The organism is Rhodococcus sp. JS3073 (assembly GCF_026810085.1).
GTDB lineage: Bacteria > Actinomycetota > Actinomycetes > Mycobacteriales > Mycobacteriaceae > Rhodococcus_F > Rhodococcus_F wratislaviensis.
Window position 1 is genome coordinate 7,205,140 of sequence record NZ_CP113951.1, and the last position, 23,465, is coordinate 7,228,604.

Annotated in this window: 29 protein-coding genes, 1 tRNA gene and 1 other RNA gene; 16 read left to right on the forward strand and 15 right to left on the reverse strand. The window is 68.8% G+C overall.

Features of this window, described 5'->3' with window-relative positions; all coding sequences use genetic code 11:
- The first annotated feature begins 45 nt into the window (after positions 1-45).
- The 4 genes from OYT95_RS32850 (at position 46) to OYT95_RS32865 (ending at position 1,785) form a co-directional block, all read left to right on the forward strand.
- Positions 46-582 carry a hypothetical protein gene (locus OYT95_RS32850; protein WP_037226527.1) on the forward strand — a complete coding sequence of 179 codons (537 nt, stop codon included), beginning with the start codon at positions 46-48 and terminating at the stop codon, positions 580-582.
- 168 nt (positions 583-750) lie between these two features.
- A complete protein-coding gene (locus OYT95_RS32855) occupies positions 751-1,176 on the forward strand; it encodes a DUF3052 domain-containing protein (RefSeq protein ID WP_005247829.1) in 426 nt (141 codons plus the stop codon).
- A 40-nt stretch (positions 1,177-1,216) separates the two neighbouring features.
- On the forward strand, positions 1,217-1,681 hold the full coding sequence (locus OYT95_RS32860; protein WP_005247827.1) for a peroxiredoxin: 465 nt from the start codon (positions 1,217-1,219) through the stop codon (positions 1,679-1,681).
- Between the two features lie 32 nt (positions 1,682-1,713).
- Positions 1,714-1,785: transfer RNA gene (locus OYT95_RS32865), tRNA-Val, on the forward strand.
- Between the two features lie 98 nt (positions 1,786-1,883).
- Here the strand turns inward: OYT95_RS32865 and OYT95_RS32870 are convergent.
- Positions 1,884-2,144, reverse strand: a complete 261-nt coding sequence (locus OYT95_RS32870; protein WP_037226679.1) for a hypothetical protein — start codon at positions 2,142-2,144, stop codon at positions 1,884-1,886.
- Entirely contained in the window at positions 2,137-2,652 is a 516-nt protein-coding gene (locus OYT95_RS32875) for a GbsR/MarR family transcriptional regulator (protein WP_037226680.1), read from the reverse strand. Before OYT95_RS32875 ends, OYT95_RS32870 begins: the two co-directional genes overlap by 8 nt.
- 135 nt (positions 2,653-2,787) lie before the next feature.
- On the opposite strand from OYT95_RS32875, the gene OYT95_RS32880 reads away from it, so the two are divergent.
- On the forward strand, positions 2,788-2,985 hold the full coding sequence (locus OYT95_RS32880; RefSeq protein WP_037226529.1) for a hypothetical protein: 198 nt from the start codon (positions 2,788-2,790) through the stop codon (positions 2,983-2,985).
- Between the two features lie 4 nt (positions 2,986-2,989).
- On the opposite strand, the gene OYT95_RS32885 is transcribed toward OYT95_RS32880, so the two are convergent.
- Positions 2,990-3,181, reverse strand: coding sequence for a hypothetical protein (locus tag OYT95_RS32885; RefSeq protein WP_112299504.1), 192 nt, complete (start codon positions 3,179-3,181; stop codon positions 2,990-2,992).
- 334 nt (positions 3,182-3,515) lie between these two features.
- Entirely contained in the window at positions 3,516-3,878 is a 363-nt protein-coding gene (locus tag OYT95_RS32890) for a DUF5655 domain-containing protein (protein WP_112299505.1), read from the reverse strand.
- Positions 3,879-3,927: 49 nt separating this feature from the next.
- On the opposite strand from OYT95_RS32890, the gene OYT95_RS32895 reads away from it, so the two are divergent.
- Positions 3,928-4,911, forward strand: a complete 984-nt coding sequence (locus OYT95_RS32895; protein WP_268790117.1) for a cobalamin biosynthesis protein — start codon at positions 3,928-3,930, stop codon at positions 4,909-4,911.
- On the opposite strand, the gene OYT95_RS32900 is transcribed toward OYT95_RS32895, so the two are convergent.
- Genes OYT95_RS32900 through OYT95_RS32910 form a run of 3 tightly spaced genes read right to left on the reverse strand, consistent with a single transcriptional unit; the run spans position 4,852 to position 6,938 of the window.
- On the reverse strand, positions 4,852-5,733 hold the full coding sequence (locus OYT95_RS32900; RefSeq protein ID WP_200887797.1) for an SURF1 family cytochrome oxidase biogenesis protein: 882 nt from the start codon (positions 5,731-5,733) through the stop codon (positions 4,852-4,854). The genes OYT95_RS32895 and OYT95_RS32900 overlap by 60 nt on opposite strands.
- A gap of 43 nt (positions 5,734-5,776) precedes the next feature.
- Complete coding sequence (locus tag OYT95_RS32905; protein ID WP_268790118.1) at positions 5,777-6,250, reverse strand: low molecular weight protein-tyrosine-phosphatase; 474 nt, start codon at positions 6,248-6,250, stop codon at positions 5,777-5,779.
- On the reverse strand, positions 6,237-6,938 hold the full coding sequence (locus tag OYT95_RS32910; RefSeq protein ID WP_037226543.1) for an HAD-IA family hydrolase: 702 nt from the start codon (positions 6,936-6,938) through the stop codon (positions 6,237-6,239). The genes OYT95_RS32905 and OYT95_RS32910 overlap by 14 nt, the downstream gene beginning before the upstream one ends.
- 29 nt (positions 6,939-6,967) lie before the next feature.
- Between OYT95_RS32910 and cobC the strand changes: the two genes are divergently transcribed.
- The 4 genes from cobC (at position 6,968) to OYT95_RS32930 (ending at position 11,077) form a co-directional block, all read left to right on the forward strand.
- Positions 6,968-8,002: an Rv2231c family pyridoxal phosphate-dependent protein CobC gene (cobC, locus tag OYT95_RS32915; RefSeq protein ID WP_442972529.1), complete on the forward strand. Its 1,035-nt coding sequence runs from the start codon at positions 6,968-6,970 to the stop codon at positions 8,000-8,002.
- Positions 7,999-9,138 carry a Nif3-like dinuclear metal center hexameric protein gene (locus OYT95_RS32920; protein ID WP_268790120.1) on the forward strand — a complete coding sequence of 380 codons (1,140 nt, stop codon included), beginning with the start codon at positions 7,999-8,001 and terminating at the stop codon, positions 9,136-9,138. The genes cobC and OYT95_RS32920 overlap by 4 nt, the downstream gene beginning before the upstream one ends.
- Positions 9,139-9,236: 98 nt before the next feature.
- Positions 9,237-9,974, forward strand: coding sequence for a zinc ribbon domain-containing protein (locus OYT95_RS32925; RefSeq protein ID WP_037226550.1), 738 nt, complete (start codon positions 9,237-9,239; stop codon positions 9,972-9,974).
- A complete protein-coding gene (locus tag OYT95_RS32930) occupies positions 9,971-11,077 on the forward strand; it encodes a bifunctional RNase H/acid phosphatase (protein ID WP_268790121.1) in 1,107 nt (368 codons plus the stop codon). Before OYT95_RS32925 ends, OYT95_RS32930 begins: the two co-directional genes overlap by 4 nt.
- Positions 11,078-11,084: 7 nt before the next feature.
- Here the strand turns inward: OYT95_RS32930 and OYT95_RS32935 are convergent, their stop codons facing one another.
- Together OYT95_RS32935 and OYT95_RS32940 are read right to left on the reverse strand one after the other, a co-directional pair.
- Positions 11,085-12,335 (reverse strand): SLC13 family permease, encoded by a 1,251-nt coding sequence (locus OYT95_RS32935; protein WP_112299512.1) that lies wholly within the window; start codon positions 12,333-12,335, stop codon positions 11,085-11,087.
- 7 nt (positions 12,336-12,342) lie between these two features.
- A complete protein-coding gene (locus OYT95_RS32940) occupies positions 12,343-12,870 on the reverse strand; it encodes a DUF1697 domain-containing protein (RefSeq protein WP_037226681.1) in 528 nt (175 codons plus the stop codon).
- A gap of 60 nt (positions 12,871-12,930) precedes the next feature.
- On the opposite strand from OYT95_RS32940, the gene rnpB reads away from it, so the two are divergent.
- Both rnpB and OYT95_RS32950 read left to right on the forward strand, forming a co-directional pair.
- Positions 12,931-13,369, forward strand: an RNA gene (gene rnpB, locus OYT95_RS32945) — RNase P RNA component class A.
- A 196-nt stretch (positions 13,370-13,565) separates the two neighbouring features.
- Complete coding sequence (locus tag OYT95_RS32950; RefSeq protein ID WP_268790122.1) at positions 13,566-14,369, forward strand: alpha/beta fold hydrolase; 804 nt, start codon at positions 13,566-13,568, stop codon at positions 14,367-14,369.
- Between the two features lie 8 nt (positions 14,370-14,377).
- Here the strand turns inward: OYT95_RS32950 and OYT95_RS32955 are convergent, their stop codons facing one another.
- The 3 genes from OYT95_RS32955 to OYT95_RS32965 are packed head-to-tail and all read right to left on the reverse strand — an operon-like array spanning position 14,378 to position 15,889.
- Entirely contained in the window at positions 14,378-15,001 is a 624-nt protein-coding gene (locus tag OYT95_RS32955) for a LysE family translocator (RefSeq protein WP_037226557.1), read from the reverse strand.
- Positions 15,002-15,023: 22 nt separating this feature from the next.
- The gene (locus OYT95_RS32960) at positions 15,024-15,443 is read right to left on the reverse strand and encodes a MaoC/PaaZ C-terminal domain-containing protein (protein WP_037226558.1); all 420 of its coding nucleotides are present in this window, start codon (positions 15,441-15,443) and stop codon (positions 15,024-15,026) included.
- Positions 15,440-15,889 (reverse strand): FAS1-like dehydratase domain-containing protein, encoded by a 450-nt coding sequence (locus OYT95_RS32965; protein ID WP_112299514.1) that lies wholly within the window; start codon positions 15,887-15,889, stop codon positions 15,440-15,442. The genes OYT95_RS32960 and OYT95_RS32965 overlap by 4 nt, the downstream gene beginning before the upstream one ends.
- Before the next feature lie 403 nt (positions 15,890-16,292).
- Between OYT95_RS32965 and OYT95_RS32970 the strand changes: the two genes are divergently transcribed.
- Positions 16,293-16,478, forward strand: coding sequence for a hypothetical protein (locus OYT95_RS32970; protein WP_009473817.1), 186 nt, complete (start codon positions 16,293-16,295; stop codon positions 16,476-16,478).
- 30 nt (positions 16,479-16,508) lie between these two features.
- Positions 16,509-17,909 (forward strand): RNB domain-containing ribonuclease, encoded by a 1,401-nt coding sequence (locus tag OYT95_RS32975; RefSeq protein WP_112299530.1) that lies wholly within the window; start codon positions 16,509-16,511, stop codon positions 17,907-17,909.
- Between the two features lie 4 nt (positions 17,910-17,913).
- On the opposite strand, the gene pip is transcribed toward OYT95_RS32975, so the two are convergent.
- From pip to panB, 3 genes are read right to left on the reverse strand one after another with little or no spacing between them, the layout of a single operon-like run.
- Entirely contained in the window at positions 17,914-18,879 is a 966-nt protein-coding gene (pip, locus tag OYT95_RS32980; RefSeq protein ID WP_037226561.1) for a prolyl aminopeptidase, read from the reverse strand.
- Positions 18,880-18,886: 7 nt separating this feature from the next.
- Positions 18,887-19,345, reverse strand: a complete 459-nt coding sequence (locus OYT95_RS32985; RefSeq protein ID WP_268790123.1) for a hypothetical protein — start codon at positions 19,343-19,345, stop codon at positions 18,887-18,889.
- Between the two features lie 40 nt (positions 19,346-19,385).
- On the reverse strand, positions 19,386-20,255 hold the full coding sequence (panB, locus tag OYT95_RS32990) for a 3-methyl-2-oxobutanoate hydroxymethyltransferase (protein WP_037226563.1): 870 nt from the start codon (positions 20,253-20,255) through the stop codon (positions 19,386-19,388).
- Between the two features lie 183 nt (positions 20,256-20,438).
- On the opposite strand from panB, the gene OYT95_RS32995 reads away from it, so the two are divergent.
- A complete protein-coding gene (locus OYT95_RS32995; protein WP_112299517.1) occupies positions 20,439-22,007 on the forward strand; it encodes an alpha/beta hydrolase in 1,569 nt (522 codons plus the stop codon).
- Positions 22,008-22,123: 116 nt separating this feature from the next.
- Positions 22,124-23,464, forward strand: coding sequence for a type I glutamate--ammonia ligase (gene glnA / locus OYT95_RS33000; RefSeq protein WP_005247775.1), 1,341 nt, complete (start codon positions 22,124-22,126; stop codon positions 23,462-23,464).
- Position 23,465 lies beyond the last annotated feature (1 nt).

A 23,465-nucleotide genomic window follows, 5' to 3' on the forward strand; every position in this document is an offset into this window, starting at 1 on the left:
CGAATGTTGAACTTATCGATGTCGTCGAAAACATGGGGGAGACGAATGCGCACGTCGACGCGCCGCTGGGGGCCGGCGAGTGCTGCCGTCGCGGCGATCGTCGGTGTGGCGGTCATCGCCGGATGCGGCGGCGCGATCGAGGGGACAGCGCAGCAGAACGATTCTCAGGCCGCCGAGTACGCCGCGGAGGCGACGTCCTCATCGGTCGCCGCGTCGTCCTCTCAGAAGGCCGCGGCCGAGCGGGACGCGCTCGTGGAGCAGTGCACGATGTTCGTGAACCGTGCCGGCGACACCATCGACACCTACAACGCCTTCATCGACGCCGCCAACGCCGATGCCGCGGATACCGGCGCGAAGGCGAGCGCCGCGGCGGCGGCCCTCCGGGCGGCGGCCGACGGGGCGAATGCCGCCACCCCCACTCTTCCCGCCGAACTGACCGGACTGCTGACCGATTACGCAAACAACTATCGGGAACTCGCGGCCGCCGTCGACGGCGGGCAGCGCGGAGACATTCTGAACACGCTCGCCAGCCGTGGAGACGAGCTCAGCGACTCGATTCGGGCAGCCTGCCCCACATCGTGACTCCCGCACCGTAGGCTCGGTCGATGACCACGCATCACTACTTTCTGAGAAAAATTCGCGCGGTCGGCTTGCGCGAAAGCGTTCGAGCATGTTCGCTTTCACCTAATTGATCTTCATCCGGCAGGTGTTCGGGTATCCGAGCACCGTCAACAAAAGGAGGACCCCACCGTGGTCGCCGCGGCGGACGCCCAAAACTACGCTCAGAAACTCGGGATCACTGCCGACATGGCGGTACAGGAACTGGGCTGGGACGAGGACACCGACGACGACCTGCGTGCCGCGGTCGAGGACACCATCGGTGGAGAACTACTGGACGAGGATTCCGACGAGGTGATCGACGTCGTGCTGCTGTGGTGGCGCGACGAAGACGGAGACCTCGTCGACGCCCTCATGGATGCCATCGGCCCTCTGGCCGACGAGGGATTCGTGTGGGTCCTCACCCCCAAGACCGGTCAGCCCGGTCACGTGGAGCCCAGCGAGATCGCCGAGTCCGCACCTACAGCGGGTCTCACCCAGACGTCGGCGGCAAACCTCGGGGACTGGTCGGGAAGCCGTCTGGTTCAGCCGAAGTCGCGTCCCGCGAACAAGCGCTGAACAGCCTCACCTTTTCGTTCACTCACCGAAGGATCACGTCATGCCGCTCGAGGTGGGCACCACCGCCCCCGATTTCACCCTCAAGGACCAGAACAATCAGGAAGTGACGCTTTCCGATTACCGCGGAAAGAAGAACGTCCTGCTCGTGTTCTACCCCCTCGCGTTCACCGGAACGTGCCAGGGTGAACTCTGCAAGGTTCGCGACGAACTGCCGAAGTTCGAGAACGACGAGACTGCGATTCTCGCGCTCTCCGTCGGTGCGTCGCCGACACACAAGATCTGGTCTGCCGAGCAGGGATACACCTTCCCGCTGCTCGCCGACTTCTGGCCGCACGGTGCGGTCGCGCAGCAATACGGCGTCTTCAACGAGAAGCTGGGCTTCGCGAACCGCGGCACCTTCGTCATCGACAAGGAAGGCGTCATCCGGTTCGCCGAGATGAACGGGCCCGGAGAGGCCCGTGACCAGGGAGCTTGGGAGAAAGCGCTCGCCACGCTAGAGTCCTGATGCGCATCCGGCGAGGTTCTCGCCGGATGTTCGGGCGTGTAGCTCAGTGGTAGAGCTCTGGTTTTACACACCAGCGGTCGGGGGTTCGAAACCCTCCGCGCCCACCGTCAGGCAAAGCCCCGATCTGCATTCCGATGCAGGTCGGGGCTTTCTCGATGCCGGTGTTCACCGGCTGCCCGCGTTCGGCCGCCGCGCACCCGCCTCACTCCTCGGTGAGTTCCATGAGCTGCTCGGCGGCGGTGATGTTGCCGTTGTCGGCGAGGCGCCGGAGCTCGTTCATGTCGCCGAGTTCGGTGGCGAGTTCGATGAGCTGGTCGGCCGCGTCGGAGCTGCCGTTGTCGGCGAGGCGCCGGAGTTCGTCCATGTCACCCCGCTCGCCGGCGAGCTCGATGAGAATGTCGAGCGCCGTCGAATCACCGTTGCCGGCACGCTCGCGCAGGGCGGACAGTTCGGATTCAGTCATGATGTACATCCTCTTCTCGATCGAGTTTCCTCGTGTGCCGATCTCGGAGTTCGTCACGATGCGTGTGCCACTCGTCCAGAAGGGCCGGAAGTCGTTCGCTGAGGAAGTCGGCAAGCGCGACCATCTCCTCGAGCGGGGCGCGTCGTTCGGGTGGAGCGTCGGCCAGCAACGCCAGTCCCTCCCGGAACAGCGCCGCATGCTCCCGGTGCAGGGCGGAATCGAAGTTCTGCGGTTGCTGACTGGCCGGGTCCAGGCTCACCCGGTCCACCCGCTCACCGGCGACACGGGTCCGCCGCGCCATCCGATAGCCCTCGAGCAGCTTGACCGCTCCGGTGATGGCGCTCCGGCTCGCCAGCAACGCCTCGCCCAGTTCGTCGATCGTCTGTTGCGGCGGATCGCAGACGAACAGGTACCCCAGCAGCCGACCCGCCATCGGCGGGAATCCGTACCGGCGTGCGTAGAAGCGGCCGACGTGGTCGGCAAAGATCAGCTGTGTGTCGGACGGCACAACACCGAAGATAGCACTTCTGACTGAAATGACACAGATGTGTGTCATTTCAGTTCAGCTGCGGTGCGGGGACCGATTTCGTGGAGTTAACCTGTTCAGCGCCCGGAGCTTCGCCTGCAGTGGCATATTCCTGACATGCCCAGGTACAAGGTGACGCTGCGCAACGGCACGTCGAGCGACAAGACCTTCGAATCAGACTTCCAGGCCGTCAACGAGACGCACCGGCCCACCGAACCCGGGGCGGGCATCGTGAAGATCGACCGCTACGAGGAAGGCGGGGAAGTGAGCGGGCTCTGGTCCGCTCCCGCCACCAGCCGCAGGTCCCGCACGTAGCCCGTCAGGTCGCGTCTCGCGTGGTCGCGGAGCCGCGGCGATCGAGTTCGGCCTCGAATTCTGTGATCCGGCTGGTGACTCCGCGAACCGTTTCGCAGCCGTAGTCGTTCGCGATCGACTCGCCGAGCAGGGCTCGGTGCTCGTCCAGCCGGGCGAGCAGTTCGTCGTCGCCGAGCTTCGTCAGGTCGCTGCACACCTCTCGATCGTCCCAGGCGCAGTCGGCGAAACCAATGCCTCACACGAATGTCCACCGGACGCGCAGAACCCCGCCGGGCCACGTGGGTGTGTTGAGTCAGCACCGAAGATGTGAGCAGGGCGGGGCCGTGCGCCGCCCCTGAATGGGGGGAACGAGGCGGCATTTACCATGGTAGGCGCAGGAAAGGGCGCTTGGCGAGATACTCAGCAGAGTTTCAGGAATCCGACATTCCGACCGGGACGGGTGCGTCGATCGCAGCTACCGGCGGAGTGGTGAGACGCACCCCCGCTCTTGCGCGGGTTTCCGGCGAATCGGTGCGCAATTGCGCCCCCAGCTAGCGTGCGCGAGTGCCCGGACCCACGGTGTCGTAGGCCTCGGCGAGGAGCGCGGCGAGGGTGTCGTCGAGTTGATCGTCGGAGGTGATCGTCAAGCGGTGCGTGATCACCGTCTTCGTGGTGGGAAACGCCTCGCGTAGCTGCGGGTGATGGACGCGCCGGCGCAGGTCGAGGGCGATCTCGAGCCGCGACGAATAGATGAACGCGGCAGCGAAGACGCGGGTACGAGCCCACGCGATCTCGGTCCGGTGGACCCGCTCGTCCACCTCGCCGCACGCGAGGACGAGGTCACGGAACTGCAGTAGGCGCTCGGTGGCGTCCGGGTCCTTGCCTGCCAGGTACTCGTCGATCGCGGCACTCATGGGACGCTCCTTTACATCGCCTGCAACGTTAGTTGATACAAATATCGGCGTGCATCGAACCTCCCGTCCCGCGACAGCGCGTGCTGCCGGCCTGCTGCTCGGCTTCGCCGCCGACCGTGTGTTCGCCGATCCCGCCCGGTGGCATCCCGTGGCCGGATTCGGCCGCACGGCAATGGCATTGGAGAAGGCGACGTACCGCGACTCCCGGTCGGCCGGGATCCTCCACGTGGCCGTCCTCGTCGGCGGAGCGGCAGGGCTGGGAGTCGCCGCGACGCGGGTGGCGCGGCGCGGGGGATGGGCAGGCGAGGCGGCCGGAACGGCCACCGCGACGTGGGCCGTGCTCGGCGGAACGTCGCTGGGACGGACCGGATCGACCATGGCCGCACACCTGGAGGCGGACGATCTCGCCGCCGCCCGCGCCCTGCTGCCGTCGCTGTGCGGTCGCGACCCCAGCGTGCTCGGCGTCGACGGACTCACCCGGGCGACGCTGGAGTCGGTGGCCGAGAACACGTCCGACTCGGCGGTCGGGGCATTCGTGTGGGGCGCGGTGGCCGGAATCCCCGGACTGTTCGTCTACCGGGCGTCCAACACCCTGGACGCGATGGTCGGCTACCGCTCGCCGAAGTACCGCAACTTCGGCTGGGCGGCGGCGCGGTGGGACGACGTCCTCAACCTGCTGCCCGCCCGCCTGACGGGTGCGCTGTCCGCCGCGGCCGCACCGACGGTGGGTGGGTCGCCGAACGAGGCGTGGGAGGCGTGGCGGCGCGACGCGTCCGGGCACCCCAGCCCCAACGCCGGCGTCGCGGAGGCCAGCGCGGCGGGCGCACTCGGGATCTCGCTGGGCGGGCGCACCGAGTACGCGCACGGCGTCGAGATGCGACCCGTCCTCGGCTCCGGGCCGTCGCCCCTGCCTGTCGACCTCGACCGCGCGGTGCGGCTGTCCGCGGCGGTACAGGTCGGTGCGGCGCTGGTGTCAGCGGCCCTTGCCGTAGCGGTCGGCCAACTTCGCTTCCGCCGCCGTCCGCGGCGCTGATTCCACCGGCTTGCTTCGGGTGAACGGCTTCTTCCGCGCCACCGGAGCGGGAGCCGGAGCGGAGTCTTCGGAGGTCTTCGCGGACTTCTCCTTGCGGCGTTCCCGCCACTCCGCGCGGATGAAGTAGGCCAGGCCGAGCGGGGCCATGATGCCGAACGCCAGCCACTGCAAGCCGTACGACAGGTACGGGCCCGCGTCGAGCTGGGGGAGCGGGATGGTCCCGAGCCCGCCGGGCTGATCGGGTTCGAGTTGCACGTACGCGTCGACGAGATCGGTGCCGATGAAACCGCCGATCTGACCCGCGTCGATGTAGTACACCTGGCGGAGCCCGTTCTCGTCGATCGGCTCCTTGCCTGCGATGGTGCCCTCGGACTTGCGCACGCGACCGTCGAGCGTCACCTGCCCGGCCGGTGGCGGATCCACCGGCGGCGGCTCGGTTCCCTGGACCGGTCGGACGTAGCCGCGGTTGACCAGAATCGTGCGACCGTCGGTCAGTTGCAGCGGCGTCAGGACCTCGTACGCGGGCTGCGATTCGATGGACCGCAACCGGACCAGCAGATCACTGTTCTGGACGTAGGAGCCCGTCGCGGTGACGCGGCGCCACTCGTCGTCCGGATTCGGCGCCACGCCGGACAGCAGCGTCTCCAGCGGGACGGGATCGGCGTCGACCGAGTCGGCGATCAGCTGGTTCCGGTGCTCCGTCGACGTGTTCTTGCCGAGCTGCCACGGAGCGAGCACGTAGAAACACATGAATGCGAATCCGGCGACCACCAAGGCCAACACCAACCAGCCGGGTCGCAACAGAAATCTCAGCCTTCGCACGCCTCCACGGTAGCCGCTCGCAGGTGGGGACCCTGATCGTGGGTTACCGGCTGCGCACCCAGTCGAGCAGCCCGGGCACCGCGGCCTCGATCTGCAGGCGGACCCGCTCGAAGTCCTCGAGGTCGCCGTAGAAGGGGTCGGGGACGGACGACGTGTCCGCATCCGGGTCGAAACTGCGCAGCAGCCGGCGGCGTTCGTCGGGCACGCCCATGTGGGCAAGCTCACGGTCGTGGTTGGCCGCGAGAGCGACCACCAGATCGGCGCCGAGATGAAACGGCCCGACCTCCGCTGCCGTGTGGCCCGTCGGGTACCCGTTCAGCTTCAGGGTCTCGTTGGTGCGGATGTCGGCCTCGCGGCCGACGTGCCAGCCGTGGGTCCCGGCGCTGCTCACCATCACCCGGTCGTCGAGGGCTTCCCGGCGGAGGTGTTCGGCGAAGATCTTCTCGGCCATGGGGGAGCGGCAGATGTTGCCGGTCCACACGAACGTCACGTGCAACGGGGTGTCAGGCCGCGTCATCGAGCATCTTCCCGAGGTGGGCGACGGTCTGCGCCGTCGTGTGCGCGCGCTCGGCCTCGGCCGGGAAACCGTAACCCCACTCGACGAACACCGCAGGGATGCCCCAGTGCGCGGCACCGAGGACGTCGTGGTCACGGTCGCCGACCATCAGGACGTCGGGGGTGGCGCCCTCGGTGGCGGTGACTCCCAGGTTCCGGAGGGAGTGGGCGATCACGTCCGACTTGGCGCGGCGACTGCCGTCGTCGCTGGCGCCGCCGATGAACTCGAAGTAATGGGCCAGTTCGAAGTGCTCGAGGATGCGGATCGCGAACCGTTCGGACTTCGACGTGGCGACGGCGAGCCTCCTGCCGCTGTCGCGGGCGTCGATCAGCACCTTCTCGATGCCGTCGAAGACGGCGTTCTCCGCCCACCCCACGTTGTCATAGCGCTCGAAGTAGGCGGCGATCGCTCGCTGCACGACGTCTTCGTCCAGCCCCATCGACCGGAACGTGTCGATCATCGGCGGGCCGATGACGGCGTCGATCATCTCGTCGGTCGGTTCCGGCTGACCGATCGTCGCGAGCGCATGACGGAACCCGGCGTGAATGCCGGGCGCGGAGTCGGTGAGGGTGCCGTCGAGATCGAACAGCACGATCGGAGCCGACAGAGCAGAAGGGGCGGAGGACGGGGAGGTGGAGAGAGATGTCACCGGACCATTGTCCCTTAGGCTCGACAGCTGTGGACATTCGTGCCGGTAGCCGGGAGAGCCTGCGTCACCACGGAGACGTGGATGCGGGCCCCGGTCTCCTCGATTTCGCAGTGAACGTGCAGGGCGACGGGCCCCCCGAATGGCTGCGACTGCGGCTCGCGGACGCGTTGCCGCGCCTGGGCTCCTATCCCACCGTCGCTGCCGATCGCGCCGCCCGGAGCGCCGTGGCCTCCCGGCACGGCCGCTCGCCCGACGAGGTGCTGCTCCTCTCGGGTGGGGCCGAGGGCTTCTCCCTGCTCCCGCGGCTCGGGGTCCGGGAGGCGGCGCTGATCCATCCGTCGTTCACGGAACCGGAGTGGGCGCTGCGGGAGGCGAACGTCCCCGTCGCGCAGGTGCTGCTCGACGATCCGTACGTTCTGGACGCCGCGGCGGTCCCCGAATCCGCCGACCTGGTGGTGATCGGCAACCCGACCAATCCCACCTCGGTGCTGCACTCGGCGGAGGAGATCCTGCGGCTGCGCCGGCCCGGGCGGATCGTCGTGGTCGACGAGGCGTTCGCCGACGCGGTGCCGGGCGAGGCCGAGTCGCTCGCCGGTCGTTCGCTGCCCGACGTGCTGGTGCTGCGCAGCCTCACCAAGACGTGGGCTCTGGCCGGACTGCGCTGCGGGTACGCCCTCGGCTCCCCGGAGATTCTCGAACGCCTGCAGGTGGGGCGGGCGCACTGGCCACTGGGAAGCCTGCAGGTGGAGGCGATCGCCGCATGCAGCGAACCGGACGCCGTCGCCGCCGCCCGCGAGCACGCCGTCGTGCTGGGTGCGTGGCGGGACGACATGATCCGGCGGCTGAACGCGATCGGCGTCGCGGTGCACCAGCCCGCCGCCGCACCGTTCCTGCTGCTCCGACTGCCGGACGGCGAACTCGTGCGGAAGCAACTACGCGAGCGCGGCATCGCCGTGCGGCGGTGCGACACGTTCCCCGGACTCGGTCCCGACTTCCTCCGGGTCGCGGTGCGCCCCCGAGAGCAGGCCGACATCCTGATCGAGACGATGAAGGAGATCATGTGAACCCGGTGCGTCTCGCCGACGTGATCGCGACCCTGGACGCGGCGTACCCGCCCGCCCTCGCCGAATCGTGGGACTCCGTCGGCCTCGTATGCGGCGACCCCGACGACACGGTGGCGACGGTGACGATCGCGGTCGATCCGACCGCCGCGGTGGTCGACGAGGCGATCGACGCCGGCGCCGACCTTCTGCTCGTCCACCACCCGCTGCTGCTGCGGGGCGTCGACACCGTCGGCGCTCACACACCGAAGGGTGCGCTCGTCCACAAGCTGATCAAGGCCGGATGCGCCCTGTTCACCGCACACACCAACGCCGACTCCGCGGACCCCGGCGTCTCCGACGCCCTGGCAGCGGCGCTCGGACTCACCGTCACCGGGCCGATCGACCCGCAGCCCACCGAGAACCTCGACAAGTGGGTCGTCCTGGTCCCGGCAGGCGACGCAGACACGGTGCGTCGCGCCCTGTTCGACGCGGGCGCCGGTCACATCGGCAACTACCGCGACTGCAGCTGGTCCGTCACCGGGCAGGGCCAGTTCCTCCCGACCGACGGCGCGAACCCCACCCTCGGTGCGGTCGGTGCGCTCGAACGTGTCGAGGAGAGCCGGGTGGAGGTGATCGCCCCGCGCGGCATCCGGCAGAAGGTGCTCGCCGCGATGCGCGCCGCCCACCCGTACGAGGAGGTCGCGTTCGACGTCTTCGAGATGGCGACCTTCCCCGGACCCCGCGGCCTCGGGCGGGTCGGGGAGCTCTCCGAGCCGCTGTCGCTGCGCGACTTCACCGGCCGGGTGGCGGACGCGCTCCCCGCCACGACGTGGGGCGTGCGCGCCGCGGGCGACCCCGAAGCCACGATCCGCACCGTCGCGGTGTGCGGCGGCTCGGGCGACTCCTACCTGGACGCCGTCGCACGACTCGGCGTGGACGCCTACGTCACCGCCGATCTGCGACACCACCCGGCGGACGAGCACCTGCGCGCCGGAGGCCCGGCCCTCATCGACGTCGCGCACTGGGCGAGCGAGCAGCCGTGGTGTGACCAGGCCAAGGGCGTCCTCGACACCGCTTTCGGCCGGACGCCGGAATGGCAGGTGCGGGTGTCGGCCGTACGGACCGATCCGTGGTCGGTCAGCGCGTCGCCGCCGTAGCGCCGTCCGGCCGAAACCCGTGATCCGCCGGGGTACGGTTGACACCCAGCAATCTGCACACAAGAACCCTTCACAGAAGACAGCAGGAGTTACCACGCGTGAACGTCGAACCACAGGTGCAGTCCAAGCTTCTCGACCTCGCCGGCGTCGATGCGGAGCTGTCGAGGATCGCCCACCGACGCACCGCGCTTCCCGAGCGTCAGGAAGTCGAGCGGCTCGAGGCGGAGCGCGTCACCCGCAAGGACGCGGCCGTGGCCGTCGAAATCGTCCTCGACGATCTCGACCGCGACATCCGCAAGCTCGAAGGTGAGGTCGACGCCGTCCGTCAGCGCGAGGACCGCGACCGCACCCTGCTCCAGAGCGGAACGGTCGGATCGAAGCAGCTCACCGAACTCGAACACGAACTCGGCAGCCTCGTCCGCCGTCAGGGACTGCTCGAGGACGAATTGCTCGAGGTGATGGAACGGCGCGAAGCGTCGCAATCCGACCACGACCACGCCGGCGCGCAGCTGTCGCAGATCGAGGATGACCTCATCGACGCCGCCCGCCGCCGGGACGACGCCGTCGCGGATCTGGACGCCGCCGAGCAGCGCTGCATCCGCGACCGCACGGCGCTGGCCGACCAGTTCCCCGCCGATCTCATCGCCGTCTACGAGAAGCAGCGCAGCCAGAACGGTGTCGGTGCGGCACTGCTGCAGGCGCGGCGCTGCGGAGCGTGCCGCATCGAACTCGACCGCGGCGAGATCGCCCGCATCACCGCGAGCGCACCCGACGTCGTCGCGCGCTGCTCCGAATGCGGCGCGATCCTGGTGCGCACCAAGGAGTCGGGTCTGTGAGTGCCGGTCGGGTCGTCGTCGAGGCCGACGGTGGTTCGCGCGGCAATCCCGGACCCGCCGGCTACGGCGCCGTGGTGTTCGACGCCGACCACGGCACCGTACTCGCGGAGCGTAAGGAGAGCCTCGGGATCGCCACGAACAACGTCGCCGAGTACCGGGGCCTGATCGCCGGTCTCGACGCCGCCGCCGAACTCGGCGCGTCCGAGGTGGAGGTGCGGATGGACTCCAAACTGGTGGTCGAGCAGATGTCCGGGCGCTGGAAGGTGAAGCACCCGGACATGATTCCGCTGCAGCGTCAGGCGTCCACACTGGCCCGGCAGTTCGATCGCGTGTCCTACACGTGGATTCCGCGGGCGGAGAACGCGCACGCCGACCGCCTCGCCAACGAGGCCATGGACGGCGCCGCCGGCATTTCCGACGCCGAACCGGAACCGGCTGCCGTCCAGTCGGAGAAGACCACCCCCGCGGCGCCGGGCTGGATGGACACGACGGGCGCCCCGACCCGGATGCTGCTGCTCCGGCACGGGCAGACCGCGCTGTCCGTCGACCGGCGGTACTCGGGTCGAGGGAATCCCGCCCTCACCGACATCGGGCAGGCCCAGGCGAACGGCGCGGCCGCCCGCTTCGCGGGCAACAGCGGAATCGCGGCCGTGGTGTCGTCCCCGTTGGGGCGCGCGCAGCAGACCGCGGCGGCGGCGGCGAAGGTCCTCGGACTCCCGGTCACCGTGCACGAGGGCCTCACCGAAACCGACTTCGGCGAGTGGGAGGGCCTCACGTTCAGGGAGGCTGCCGACCGCGACCCCGAACTGCACCGCAAGTGGTTGTCGGACACGTCGGTGTGCCCGCCTGCGGGGGAGAGCTTCGACGAGGTGCGGGAGCGCATCCTGAAGGTCCGCGACGACCTCACCGCTTCCTACGCCGGCTCCACGATCCTGGTGGTCACCCACGTGACCCCCATCAAGACCCTGTTGCAGTTGGCGCTCGACGCGGGACCCTCCCTGCTGTACCGGCTGCATCTGGATCTGGCGTCGCTGAGCATCGCCGAGTTCTATCCCGACGGCGGCTCGTCGGTCCGCCTGGTCAACGACACCTCCCACCTGTGAGTACTTGTTAACCGCGGGCGGTTGACAAGTACTCACAGGCCCAGAGGGCACCGACCGCGGCGAGCAGGGTCAATGGCGTGGTCACCAGCGCGAGAATCGTGAACGTCCGGAGATCTGCGGGAGATCCGGCGCGCGCGGCCACGCGCCGCCACAACATGATCGCCAGCGACCCCACGTACGTGAGGTTGGGGCCGAGGTTCACACCGAGCAGCATCGCCAGCACGAGTCCGGTCGGAGCGTGCGGTCCGAGCGCTGCCAGCAGGAGCAGCGTGGCGGGGAGGTTGTTCACCAGGTTCGCGGCGACCGCGGCGACGACGGCCATCGTGAGCAGTGCCGTGAACGACGTGTCGGTGGGCAGCCGCGTCCCGATCCATTCGCCGATCGGACCGTTCGCGACCCCGGCCACGACGACGCCGAGGATCAGGACGAACCCGCAGAACCACACGTCGATCGAGTACACGATCCGGCCCATGCTGGTCCGGCCGTCGCGCAGGGCGACGACGCCCAGCACGATCGCCCCCGCCGCGGCCACCCACGCCGGGGCGACACCGACGAAGCCGGACACCGCGAACCCCAGGAGTGTGGCCGCGATGATCGACAGTGCGACTACCGGCGCCGGCGGATCGCGCTTCGGCTCCGGCTCGGCTTCGGGCCGGTCGAGGTGACGCCGGAAGAACACGCGGAACAGGACCAGTTCGACGACGACCGCCACTGCCCACGGCAGCGCCATCACGGCGGTGAAATGCAGGAAGGTCAACCCGGTCGCCGAGAACGCGATGAGGTTCGTGAGATTGGAGACGGGCAGCAGGGTCGACGCGGTGTTCGACAGGTGCGCGGTGGCATACGAATGGGGGCGCGGGTCCATCCGCAGCGAGCGGGCCGTGGCGATCACCGCCGGTGTCAGCAGGACCACCGTGGCATCGAGACTCAGCACCGCGGTGGTCAGCGCCGCAGCTCCGAACACGAGAGTCAGCAGCCTCTTCGGATCCCCCCGCGCCCCGCGCCGCAACCGGCCCGCGATCCAGGTGAACACCCCCATGGCGTCCGCGAGGTGCGCAAGGACGAGGATCGCCGCCAGGAACCCGACGGTCGGGGCCATCTCGGACACTTCGTCCCAGGCCGCCGTCGGCGTCACCAGACCGGTGGCCAGGACGACGACGGCGGCCGGTGCGGCCGCGACGATCTCGGGCAGCTTGCGTGGACGCACGACCGCGAAGACGAGGACTCCGGCGACGAGCGCCACCGCCAGAACTGTCACCGAGGGGTCACTTCAGGAGCTTGTGGAGCGTGCGCAGATTCCGGGTCGTGGTGAACGCCTTGAGCTTGGGAGCGCCGGTGCTCTTGCCGAACCTGCTCTTCAGCGTCATGCCCCGTTCGACTTCCCAGTACAGGACGCCGTCGCCGGCCTGTACCCGTTCGACGTCCGGATCCAGCTCGTCCCCGATGCTCAGAAGTGTGTCCAGGACCTCGGGTTCGGGCGTCACCAGCACGTACGGGTGCCAGCCTTCTCGCTCGGGGTCGAACGGGTAGTCGTCGACGATCTTCCGTACCGTGTCGAGGTCGAGGACGAAAACCCAGGCTTCGTAGTGGAATTCGGCACGCAGCCCGGCTTCGATCTCACTCTTCAGTGCGGGGACGTCGTCGCGGTCGGAATCGAAGAGCACGTTGCCCGACGCGAGAACGGTCTTCACGTTCTCGAATCCCAGGTCGACGAAGGTGTTACGGAGGTCGGCCATCTTGATGTTGATGCCGCCCACATTGATACCGCGCAGGAGGGCGGCGTATCGGGTCATGATCAGACCATAGTGCGGCGGCATGACACGTTCGCGCGAACTGTAGGCTGATCGGGCGGACGAGTTGGCCGGGCGACCGCGGCACAGGGAACCAGCACATCAGTGCACAGGCCCCGAGTCGAGGAAAGTCCGGACTCCACAGAGCAGGGCGGTTGTTAACGGCAACCCGAGGTGACTCGCGGGACAGTGCCACAGAAAACAGACCGCCGGCGCCACATCCTCCGGGGTGAGGCGTCGGTCAGGGTGAAACGGTGCGGTAAGAGCGCACCAGCACCCCGGGTGACCGGGGTGGCTAGGTAAACCCCGCCCGGAGCAAGGTTGAAGGCCGCACCGGATCCTCCGGGATTCCGGTGCGGCTGCGCAGGTGTTCGAGGGCTGCTCGCCCGAGCCTGCGGGTGAACCGCTCGAGGTACCCGGCGACGGTGTGCCCAGATGGATGGTCGCCACCCGGCGCTTCGGCGCTCGGGGACAGGATCCGGCTTACACGCCAACTCGTCCGCCTCACCTGCGCGCCGGTCGGCGAGGTCTCGACCCTGACTGGCGAGTAACAAACAGACCGGTTAGCATCTTTCCCGCAACGGCCCGACTGACCCGAATCGGGGTCGATGCCGGGGCCCGTCGCCCACGTCCGTGGGCGACGGGGCCCCTCTATCGGCAGCAGTAAATGTAACTCGTGATAGCGGTAACATCTGTCCATGGACTTGCCCCACGACATCGCCGGATCCGGCCCCACTCTGATACTCGTGCACGGGGTGGTGCATCGCCGGCAGGCCTGGAACGCCCTGCTGGATCAGTTGACGCCCTATCGCCGGGTGGTCACCGTCGACCTTCCGGGACACGGAGAATCGGCGGCACTCGAAGACGGCCCGGACATGATGGATCAACTCCTCGAGGAACTGAGCGGGTTCGTCCGCTCGGTGACGCCGCCCGGCGAACGGCCGCACGTCGCCGGTAACTCGCTCGGAGGCTGGCTGTCCCTCGCTCTCGCGGCGCGGGGCGAGGTCGCCTCGGCCACGGCGCTGTCGCCCGCCGGCTTCTTCGTCAACCACGCCGATCAGGCCCGCACCATCTACACGTTCCGGGTCCTGCGTGGAATCGCCCGGGCGCTGGGGCCGAACGCTCCGAAGGCGCTGCGATACAAGGCCGTCCGCTATCCCTCGCTTGCCGCCTTCTTTGCGCGGCCCAGCCGGGTGCCGTACGAGGACGCCGTGATCGACGCGCATTCGCTCACCACGAATGCCCTGGTCGACAAGGGGATGACGGCCTCGTTCGACCTCCCGCCGGTCGTCGACGCGACGGTTCCGGTCACGGTGGCGTGGGGGCGGCGGGACCTGATTCTGCCGGTGTATCAGGCGCGACGCGTGCGCCGATTCTTCCCGCAGGCGCGGATACTGGTCCTGCCCGGCATCGGGCACGTCCCGATGACCGACGACCCGAATCTGATCAGCACGATTCTGCTCGGCGGCAGCTCGGCAGGTTCCCGCGACTCCCTGGACTGACCTCGGCCCTACCGCGCCTCGGCGACGACGACGGCGCCGAATCCGAAGAGGACCGTTCCGGTGATCCGATCCAGGACCCGTCGCACCGACGGTTTCTCCAGCGTGGTGCGCGCCCGGGTCAGCAGGAGGCTGTACGCGCCGAGCCAGACGATCCCGAGAAGCCCGTGGACGAGCACGAGCAACGCCAGGGTCGGGGCGGTCGGCCACCCGGGCGGAACGAGCTGGGGGAGCAGGCCGGTGTAGAACACCGCGATCTTGGGGTTCAGGAGATTCGTCAGGAACCCGGCCCGCCAACTCGATCCCGGCGATGGAACGGGCGCAGGTGCGGCCGCGGCGGCGCGTTTCCGCGACCGGCTGCGCCACAGGGTGGAGAGCCCCAGATACACCAGGTACAGCCCGCCGACGACCTTCACGACGGTGTACGCCTCCGCCGAGGCGGCGAGCACCGCGCCGAGCCCGACGACGGTCAGCGCGCCCCACACCATCAACCCGGCGACCACACCGAACGTCGCCCGCAGCGCGGCGCCGCGTCCACCGCACAGGCCGGCGCGGGTCACCACCGCCATGTCCGGGCCGGGAATGACGGTCAGGAGCCCGAGCACCGCGAACGCGGTCACCACGACACCGATCATCGGCCCAGTATGTCGGGTGCGCTCAGCGCAGTGAAATCCAGACCTGGGACTTGCCGAGCACCGTGTGCCCGTCGAACGTCACCGTCAGGTCGATCCTCGCGGTGCCCTCGGCCTCGTCGACGTGCGCGGCTTTCGCGACGACCTCGACGACCGCGCCCTCGTCCGGGGCGACGATCACCGGCTTGGTGAAGCGGGCACGGTATCCGGTGACCCGTGCCGGGTCGCCGAGCCAGTCGACGACGCACTGTGTCGCCAGTCCCAGCGTCAGCATGCCGTGCGCGAGCACGCCGGGCAGGCCCACGGCATCCGCGACGTCGTCCCGGTAGTGGATGGAGTTGAAGTCACCGGACGCCCCGGCATAGCGGACCAGGGATTCGCGGGTCACGTGGTATCGAGCCTTTGCGACGGTGTCGCCGAGCAGGATTCGTTGCGGGGCGGTCATTCCTCGTCCCCCCTGACGAACAGTGTCGACGTCATCGTGCTCACGTGATCGCCTGTGGCGTCGAGGATCTCGATGTCGGCGACGAGCAGCGTGTGCGGACCGCGTGGCATCACGTTCGTGACGGTGAGCACGGCGGAGAGTTCGTCGCCCGCGACGACCGGGCGGACGGACGTGGCGTGTTCGGTGCTGTGCACGAGGTTGACGGGCTCGATTCCCGACGTCGGATCCGCGACGAGCTGCGCCAGTGCACGTTCCTGCACGATGACGGGAAACGTGGGCGGGGCAACGAGATCGGCGTGACCGGCCGCGCGGGCGCTGTCGACGTCGAACGACGTCGGGTTGGTGGCGAAGACGGCACGGGCGAATTCCCTGATCTTCTCGCGGCCGACGAGGTAGGGCTCGGTCGGTGGGTAGACACGACCCTCGATCGCTGGATTCACTGCCATCAGGTCAGCCTAGAGACGTCCAGTCCCGGGGGCAGGGCGAAGCGTTCGGACAAACGTCACGAATGTGTCGCGGGCGTGCCTGCCCCTGCACAGCGAAGCCCCCGCCGGACACGTCCGGCGGGGGCTTCGAGGTATCGACTGATCGATAGCCGTCAGACGGGATCGACCATCAGCAGTTGGGCCCAGTAGGTGGCGCCTTCGGCACCGAGGTAGGGAAGTAGCTGATCAAAAATGATCGTTGACATGCTCGCTCCATTCTCTGTTCGGGCACTGCGCCGGGAAGGCGAGCCATCGGCACCGCACTGACCGGCGCCGGGGACCGTATCACCGGACAGGACTCCGAGGGTAACAGTCTGAGCGTGATCCACAACCCCACACGTCCCACCGGTGCCACACTGAGGGAATGACTGACGAAGATCATCTCTGGTACTACAACGTCGATGACGGCACGGTCACGCAGGGGAAGGCGGCATCGTCGATGTCCCGGATGGGGCCGTACCCCGACCGCGCGTCCGCCGAGAAGGCGCTGCAGATCGCCGCGGAGCGGAACAAGGCGGCGGACCGGGCAGACGAGGAGTGGAACAACTAGCGTTGCGGAGAGGGTGTGCGTGAGGTGCCGATGAGTCGTTTCGTTGCGCGCGGAATCGATTTCGGCACCGTGCGCACCGAATTCCACCTGCCGGAGGGGTATCCGCCCGCGGCGGTCGCGCAGGCGCGGGCGGCATCCGACCGGTACGCGTCCGAGCGGGAGAACCGCACCGATCTGGCGTTCGTCACCATCGACCCGCCCGATTCCCTGGATCTCGATCAGGCGCTGCACCTCGAGCGGACACACGACGGATTCGTCCTGCACTACGCGATCGCGGACGTCGGCGCCGTCGTGGAGCCCGGTGGAGTGCTCGACGTGGAAACCCGCAAACGCGGGCAGACGTTCTACCTCCCCGACGGCAAGGTGCCGCTGCACCCGAAAGAGCTTTCGGAGGGATCCGCGAGTCTCCTCCCCGACGAGGACCGTCCGGCGGTGGTGTGGCGGATCGAACTCGACGAGTCGGCCACACCCATGTCCTGCACGGTGTCCCGTGCGACGGTGCGTTCCGTGGCACGGCTGGACTACGCCGGTGTGCAAGCCGATTCGGAGGTGGGACGACTGCATCCGTCCATCGCGTCGCTGCCGGAGTTCGGCCGGCTCCGCACGGCGGCGGCGGTGGCGCGCGGAGCGATCGAACTCCGGCTCCCCGAGCAGGAAGTGGTGCCGGACGGCGACGGCTGGCGCGTCGACCTCGCGCCCCGCACCGAGGCCGACGACTGGAACGCCGAGGTTTCGCTCCTCACCGGAATGTGCGCTGCGGCCATGATGCTCGACGCGAAGGTCGGGCTGCTCCGCACCTTGCCGCCCGCCGGACCGGACGCGGTCGAGGCGCTGCGACGCACGGCGTCGGCGTTGGGGATCGACTGGCCGGAGAACGTCGGGGTCGGTGAACTCCTGGCGCGGCTCGACCCGAACTCGGCGTCGACGCTGGTGCTGATGACCGAGGCGCCGTCGCTGCTGCGGGGAGCCGACTACGCGGCGTTCGACGGCGCCCTGCCCGAACTGACCGCGCATGCCGCCATCGGCGCCCCGTACGCCCACGTGACCGCGCCGCTGCGCCGGCTCTCGGACCGGTACTCCACGGAGGTGTGCCTCGCCGTCACCGCCGGAACGCCGGTGCCGTCCTGGGTGCGGGACGCCCTGGGCTCGATGCCCGAGATCATGGTCGGCTCCGATTCCCTCGCGAGCAAGATCGACCGTGCCTGCATCGACCTCACCGAAGCAACCGTCCTCGCCGACCGGGTGGGGGAGACGTTCGACGCGACCGTGCTGCGGTCACGAAACGGCAAGCGCACCGCGGACGTGTTCGTCCCGTCGGTGTCCGTGATGGCGAAATGCGTGGGCGACCCCGCCGAGGGCGAACAGGTGAAGGTCAGGCTCGTCTCCGCCGACGTCTCGAAGCGGACCGTCGAGTTCGGTTACCCCGCATAGCGCGTCAGTCGCGGAACCGGTCCGTTGCCTCGACGAGGTGATGGACGATGCCCGGCTCCATCGCGGAGTGTCCCGCGTCGTCGACGATCTCGAGCCGGGAACCCGGCCAGGCCCGGTGGAGCGCCCACGCGCTGGTCGCCGGGCACACCACGTCGTAGCGACCTTGCACGATCACGCCCGGAATGCCGTCCAGGGCGGCGGCGTCGCGGAGAAGCTGGCCCTCGTCCAGGAACCCGCGGTTGTGGAAGTAATGGTTCTCGATCCGCGCGAAGGCCAGCGCGAATCTCGGCTGGGACGTCTCCACCACCCGTTCCGGTTTGGGGAGCAGCGAACTCGTGGCGCCCTCCCACGTGGACCACGCGACCGCGGCCCGCGTCGCGACGTCGGGATCGTCGGACTGCAGGAGCCGGTGGTAGGCCTCGACGAGGTCGCCACCGCGCTCCGGCTCCGGCACCGGCGCCAGGAACTCCTCCCACAGCTCGGGGAACAGGTGTCCGGCACCGCCGTTGTAGTACCAGTCGATCTCGCTGCGGCGCAGCAGGAAGATGCCGCGCAGCACCAGCTCGGTGACCCGGCCGGGATGCTTCTGGGCGTACGCGAGTGCCAGTGTGGAGCCCCACGACCCGCCGAAGACCTGCCACCGGTCGATGCCGAGATGGGTGCGCAGCAACTCCACGTCGCCGAGGAGACGGTCGGTGGTGTTGACCGAAAGATCGGCCCCGTCGGCGACGTGGGGTGTGGAACGTCCGCATCCGCGCTGGTCGAGCAGCACGATCCGGTACACCTGTGGGTCGAAGAACTGTCGTTGCGCGGGATCGGTGCCGCCCCCGGGCCCGCCGTGGAGGAACACGACCGGCTTCCCGTCGGGGTTACCGCTCTGCTCCCAGTACATCTGCTGTCCGTCGCCGACGTCGAGATGCCCGAACTGGTACGGCTCGAGCGGCGGGTACAGGGTGCGCAGCTGGGTCACGTCGGCCTCAGAACCCGATCAGGCCGGACGCCAGATCGGGGATCACCAGCGCGGTCACCGCTTCCTGCCGGATGCCGGGGCAGGCCGCCGTCGTGATGACGTCGATGCGGCCCCGGTCCTGCAGGAAGTCGAGCGCGTTGAGGTTGTTTCTCGCGATCCACGTGCCGACCAGGCCGTTCAACCCGGTCTTGCCGATGGTCGGGGTGTAGGTGCGCCAACTCTGCAACTGACCTTCGAGGTCGGTGCACAGCTGGGCGGCCTGCGCCTCGGTGACGCCACCCGGCACCAGGGCGGTGCCGGGAACCGCGGTGGTCGCCGGTGCCGGCGGCGCGGTGGTGCCGGGCGCGGGGGCGGGGCCCGGTCCGGCACATCCCGTGACGACCGCCGCGGCCGCCACCGTCCCGGCCGCCATCGCGGCCAGGCGGCGACGCCCGGTGCCCCGCACGTGTCGCTGTCCCATGAACATCCCCCTCGAATGTGTGCCGGCCCGGTGAGTCGAGGACGACCTAGAAGCTGTGCTCTTCCGCCGGGAACGTTCCGGCGCGTACCTCGGTTGCGTATGCGGCGGCCGCGTGACGCAACTCGTCACCGACGTTACCGAAGCGTTTGACGAACTTCGCCGTCTTGCCGCTGGTGTAGCCGGCCATGTCCTGCCACACGAGGACCTGGGCATCGCATTCGACGCCCGCCCCGATGCCCACGGTGGGGATGGTGAGCTTGCGGGTGACCTGGCCTGCGATCTCGGCGGGCACCATCTCCATGACGACGGAGAACGCGCCTGCCTCCTGCACGGCGATCGCGTCGGCGACCAACTGCTCGGCGGCGTCGCCGCGGCCCTGCACGCGGAAACCGCCGAGCGAGTTCACGCTCTGCGGGGTGAACCCGACGTGCGCCATCACGGGGATGCCTGCCGCGGTGATCGCCGCGATCTGCGGTGCGACGCGCTCGCCGCCTTCGAGCTTGACCGCGTGCGCCAGCCCCTCCTTCATGAACCGGGTCGCGGACGCGAGGGCCTGCTCCGGGGAGCTTTCGTAGCTGCCGAACGGGAGATCCGCCACCACGAGAGCGTGCGGCGCACCGCGGACGACGCCGCGAACGAGGGGGAGGAGTTCGTCGATCGTGACCGGGACGGTGGTCTCGTATCCGTAGACGACGTTGGCGGCCGAGTCGCCGACGAGGAGAACGGGAATCCCGGCTTCCTCGAAGATGCGGGCGCTGGAGTAGTCGTAGGCGGTGAGCATCGCCCAGCGTTCACCCTCGGCCTTCATGGCCTGGAGGTGGTGGGTTCGGGTCTTGCGCTTGGGAACGTCGTGCGATGGTGCTGATCCGTAGAGCCGATCTTCTGACGTGCTCGCGGACGACTTGCTATCGGACATCGTTGTCCCTTTCTGGCCTCGAGGCCCTTGACGGGTCCCCGGGTGCGGGTGATGACGCCTACAGTGTGCCACCGGCCCGCGGGGGAGCGAAGGGCTCGCGCGGGTGCAATAGGTCACACCGGCCGTCTGTCCTCTGACCTGCGGGAAGGCCTGCCGGCGCGGAACCCCTGGCACGATCGTCCTATGTCGAAGAGTGCTCGGGTACCTGCCGCGTTCGCGGGGTGCATCGCCGTCGTCCTTGTCGTCGCAGGCTGTGCGGGAGGCGGACGGGACGCCGGTGAGGCCGTCGCCGAACCGTCGGCGGCCGAGGCGGCTCCGGCCGGACCGATCCCCGCGGGGCTCGAGGAGTTCTACACGCAGCAGGTGCAGTGGGGTTCGTGCGAGGGGTACAGCACGGACGGGTCTCCGCTCGGCGACACTCTCGAGTGCGCGAAGGTGACCGTGCCGAACGACTACGCGAACCCCGGGGGCGCCACCGCACAGATCGCCGTCTCACGGTCGAAGGCGACCGGCGACAAGGTCGGATCGCTGCTCGTGAACCCCGGTGGGCCGGGGGCGTCGGGTATCGGCCTGGCGTCCGTCGCCGACGGCACCGAGATCGCCGAGCGGTTCGACGTCATCGGTTTCGATCCGCGCGGCGTCGGCGCGTCCACGCCGCAGGTGACCTGTCTGACCCCGCCGGAGGTGGACTCCCGGCGCAAGGACGACGACGTCGACATGAGTCCCGCCGGCATCGCGCAGACGGAGGCCGAGAACCGCGAGTACGCGGACAAGTGCGCGGAGCGGACCGGTTCCGACGTCCTCGCGCACGTCGGAACGTACGACGTGGTGCGCGACATGGACGTCATCCGGGCGGTGCTCGGTGACGAGAAGCTCAACTACCTCGGCTACTCGTACGGCACCCGGCTCGGCTCGACGTACGCGGAGACGTTCCCGGGCAACGTGCGCGCGATGGTCCTCGACGGTGCCCTCGACCCCGAGCAGGACCCGACGGAGGAAGTGATCCTGCAGGCGGCCGGATTCCAGTCGGCGTTCGATGCGTTCGCCGCGGAATGCATGCAGCAGCCGGACTGCCCGCTCGGCACCGACCCGGCGCAGGCGAACGCGAGGTTCCGGGCGCTCGTCGACCCGCTGATCGACAAGCCGGCCGCGACCACCGACCCGCGCGGACTCAGCTACACCGATGCGATCACCGGTGTCCAGCAGGCCCTGTACTCGCCGAATCTGTGGGGTCCGCTCCGCGGAGGCCTGGAGAGCCTGCAGACGGGGACGGGCGATTCGCTGCTGATGCTGGCCGATCTGTACGAGGGGCGCGCCGACGACGGCACGTACTCCAATCTCAACGACGCCTTCAATTCCATCCGCTGCATGGACGACCCGCCCGTCACCGACCGCGCGGTCGTCGGGGAGGCGGACGTGCGGTACCGCCAGGCGGCGCCGTTCCTCGACGACGGACGCGGCACCGGCAGTGCGCCGCTGGACGTCTGCGCGTTCTGGCCCGCGCCGAACACGGGCTCGCCGCACACGGTGTCGGCGCCCGGGATCCCGCCGGTCGTCGTCGTGTCGACGACCGAGGACCCGGCGACGCCGTACCAGGCGGGTGTGGATCTGGCGAAGCAGATGAACGGTTCGCTCGTCACGTACCGGGGCACTCAGCACACCGTCGTTCTCGACGGCGAGGCGTGCGTCGACGACGCCGTCACGGACTATCTGGTCGACCTCGCCGCGCCGCCCGCGGACCTGACGTGCTGACGCACGCCTGTGACGGGATCGGCCGAGGTGCCCGCACGCTGGCACGATGCGGAATCCGGCAGGGTCGAATCAACGAAGTAACACAGATTTAACGAACTTTGCTTACTCTCGCGGACATGGATCGCCAAAAGGAATTCGTGCTTCGCACCCTCGAAGAGCGCGACATTCGGTTCGTCCGATTGTGGTTCACGGATGTTCTCGGATACCTGAAATCGGTGGCGATCGCCCCCGCGGAACTGGAAGGTGCCTTCGAGGAGGGCATCGGCTTCGACGGATCCGCGATCGAGGGCTTCTCCCGGGTGTCCGAGGCGGACACGGTCGCGAAGCCGGACGCCTCCACGTTCCAGGTGCTGCCGTGGAGTTCGAGCAAGGGGCATCAGCACTCCGCCCGCATGTTCTGCGACATCGCCATGCCCGACGGTTCCCCCTCCTGGGCGGATTCGCGGCACGTGCTGCGTCGTCAGCTGAACAAGGCGAGCGATCTGGGCTTCAGCTGCTACGTGCACCCCGAGATCGAGTTCTTCCTCCTGGAGAACGGGCCGATCGACGGCACGCCGCCGAAGCCCGCCGACTCCGGCGGCTACTTCGACCAGGCCGTCCACGATTCCGCGCCCAACTTCCGCAGGCACGCCATCGACGCACTCGAGTCGATGGGCATCTCCGTCGAGTTCAGCCACCACGAGGCGGCTCCCGGCCAGCAGGAGATCGACCTGCGGTACGCGGACGCCCTCTCGATGGCCGACAACGTGATGACGTTCCGCTACGTCGTCAAGGAGGTCGCGATCGCCGAGGGTGTGCGCGCCACGTTCATGCCGAAGCCGTTCAGCGATCAGGCGGGCTCGGCGATGCACACCCACATGAGCCTGTTCGAGGGCGACACCAACGCCTTCCACAACCCGGACGATCCGATGCAGCTGTCGGAGACCGGTAAGGCGTTCATCGCCGGCATCCTCGAGCACGCCAACGAGATCAGCGCCGTCACCAACCAGTGGGTGAACTCCTACAAGCGGCTGATCCACGGTGGCGAGGCCCCGACCGCCGCGTCCTGGGGTCCGTCCAACCGGTCGGCGCTGGTCCGCGTTCCGATGTACACGCCGAACAAGGCGTCGTCGCGTCGCGTCGAGATCCGCAGCCCCGATTCGGCCTGCAACCCGTACCTGACTTTCGCGGTGCTCCTCGCCGCGGGTCTGCGCGGAATCGAGAAGGGCTACGAACTTCCGCCGGAGGCGGAGGACGACGTGTGGGCGTTGACGTCGGCCGAGCGCCGCGCCATGGGCTACCGGGAACTGCCCGGCAACCTCGACGGCGCGCTGCGCGAGATGGAGAAGTCGGAGTTGGTGGCCGAAGCCCTCGGCGAGCACGTGTTCGACTTCTTCCTGCGCAACAAGCGTCGCGAGTGGGAGGAGTACCGGAGCCACGTGACGCCGTTCGAACTCAAGACGTATCTGGGGTTGTGAG

Coding starts and splice junctions, on each gene's coding strand:
- OYT95_RS32850 (WP_037226527.1), top strand. CDS start 46: ATGCGCACGTCGACGCGCCGCTGGGGGCCGGCGAGTGCTGCCGTCGCG.
- OYT95_RS32860 (WP_005247827.1), top strand. CDS start 1,217: ATGCCGCTCGAGGTGGGCACCACCGCCCCCGATTTCACCCTCAAGGAC.
- OYT95_RS32870 (WP_037226679.1), bottom strand. CDS start 2,144: ATGACTGAATCCGAACTGTCCGCCCTGCGCGAGCGTGCCGGCAACGGT.
- OYT95_RS32880 (WP_037226529.1), top strand. CDS start 2,788: ATGCCCAGGTACAAGGTGACGCTGCGCAACGGCACGTCGAGCGACAAG.
- OYT95_RS32890 (WP_112299505.1), bottom strand. CDS start 3,878: ATGAGTGCCGCGATCGACGAGTACCTGGCAGGCAAGGACCCGGACGCC.
- OYT95_RS32905 (WP_268790118.1), bottom strand. CDS start 6,250: ATGACGCGGCCTGACACCCCGTTGCACGTGACGTTCGTGTGGACCGGC.
- OYT95_RS32940 (WP_037226681.1), bottom strand. CDS start 12,870: ATGACCCGATACGCCGCCCTCCTGCGCGGTATCAATGTGGGCGGCATC.
- OYT95_RS32950 (WP_268790122.1), top strand. CDS start 13,566: ATGGACTTGCCCCACGACATCGCCGGATCCGGCCCCACTCTGATACTC.
- OYT95_RS32955 (WP_037226557.1), bottom strand. CDS start 15,001: ATGATCGGTGTCGTGGTGACCGCGTTCGCGGTGCTCGGGCTCCTGACC.
- OYT95_RS32960 (WP_037226558.1), bottom strand. CDS start 15,443: ATGACCGCCCCGCAACGAATCCTGCTCGGCGACACCGTCGCAAAGGCT.
- OYT95_RS32965 (WP_112299514.1), bottom strand. CDS start 15,889: ATGGCAGTGAATCCAGCGATCGAGGGTCGTGTCTACCCACCGACCGAG.
- OYT95_RS32970 (WP_009473817.1), top strand. CDS start 16,293: ATGACTGACGAAGATCATCTCTGGTACTACAACGTCGATGACGGCACG.
- OYT95_RS32975 (WP_112299530.1), top strand. CDS start 16,509: ATGAGTCGTTTCGTTGCGCGCGGAATCGATTTCGGCACCGTGCGCACC.
- OYT95_RS32985 (WP_268790123.1), bottom strand. CDS start 19,345: ATGTTCATGGGACAGCGACACGTGCGGGGCACCGGGCGTCGCCGCCTG.
- panB (WP_037226563.1), bottom strand. CDS start 20,255: ATGTCCGATAGCAAGTCGTCCGCGAGCACGTCAGAAGATCGGCTCTAC.
- OYT95_RS32995 (WP_112299517.1), top strand. CDS start 20,439: ATGTCGAAGAGTGCTCGGGTACCTGCCGCGTTCGCGGGGTGCATCGCC.
- glnA (WP_005247775.1), top strand. CDS start 22,124: ATGGATCGCCAAAAGGAATTCGTGCTTCGCACCCTCGAAGAGCGCGAC.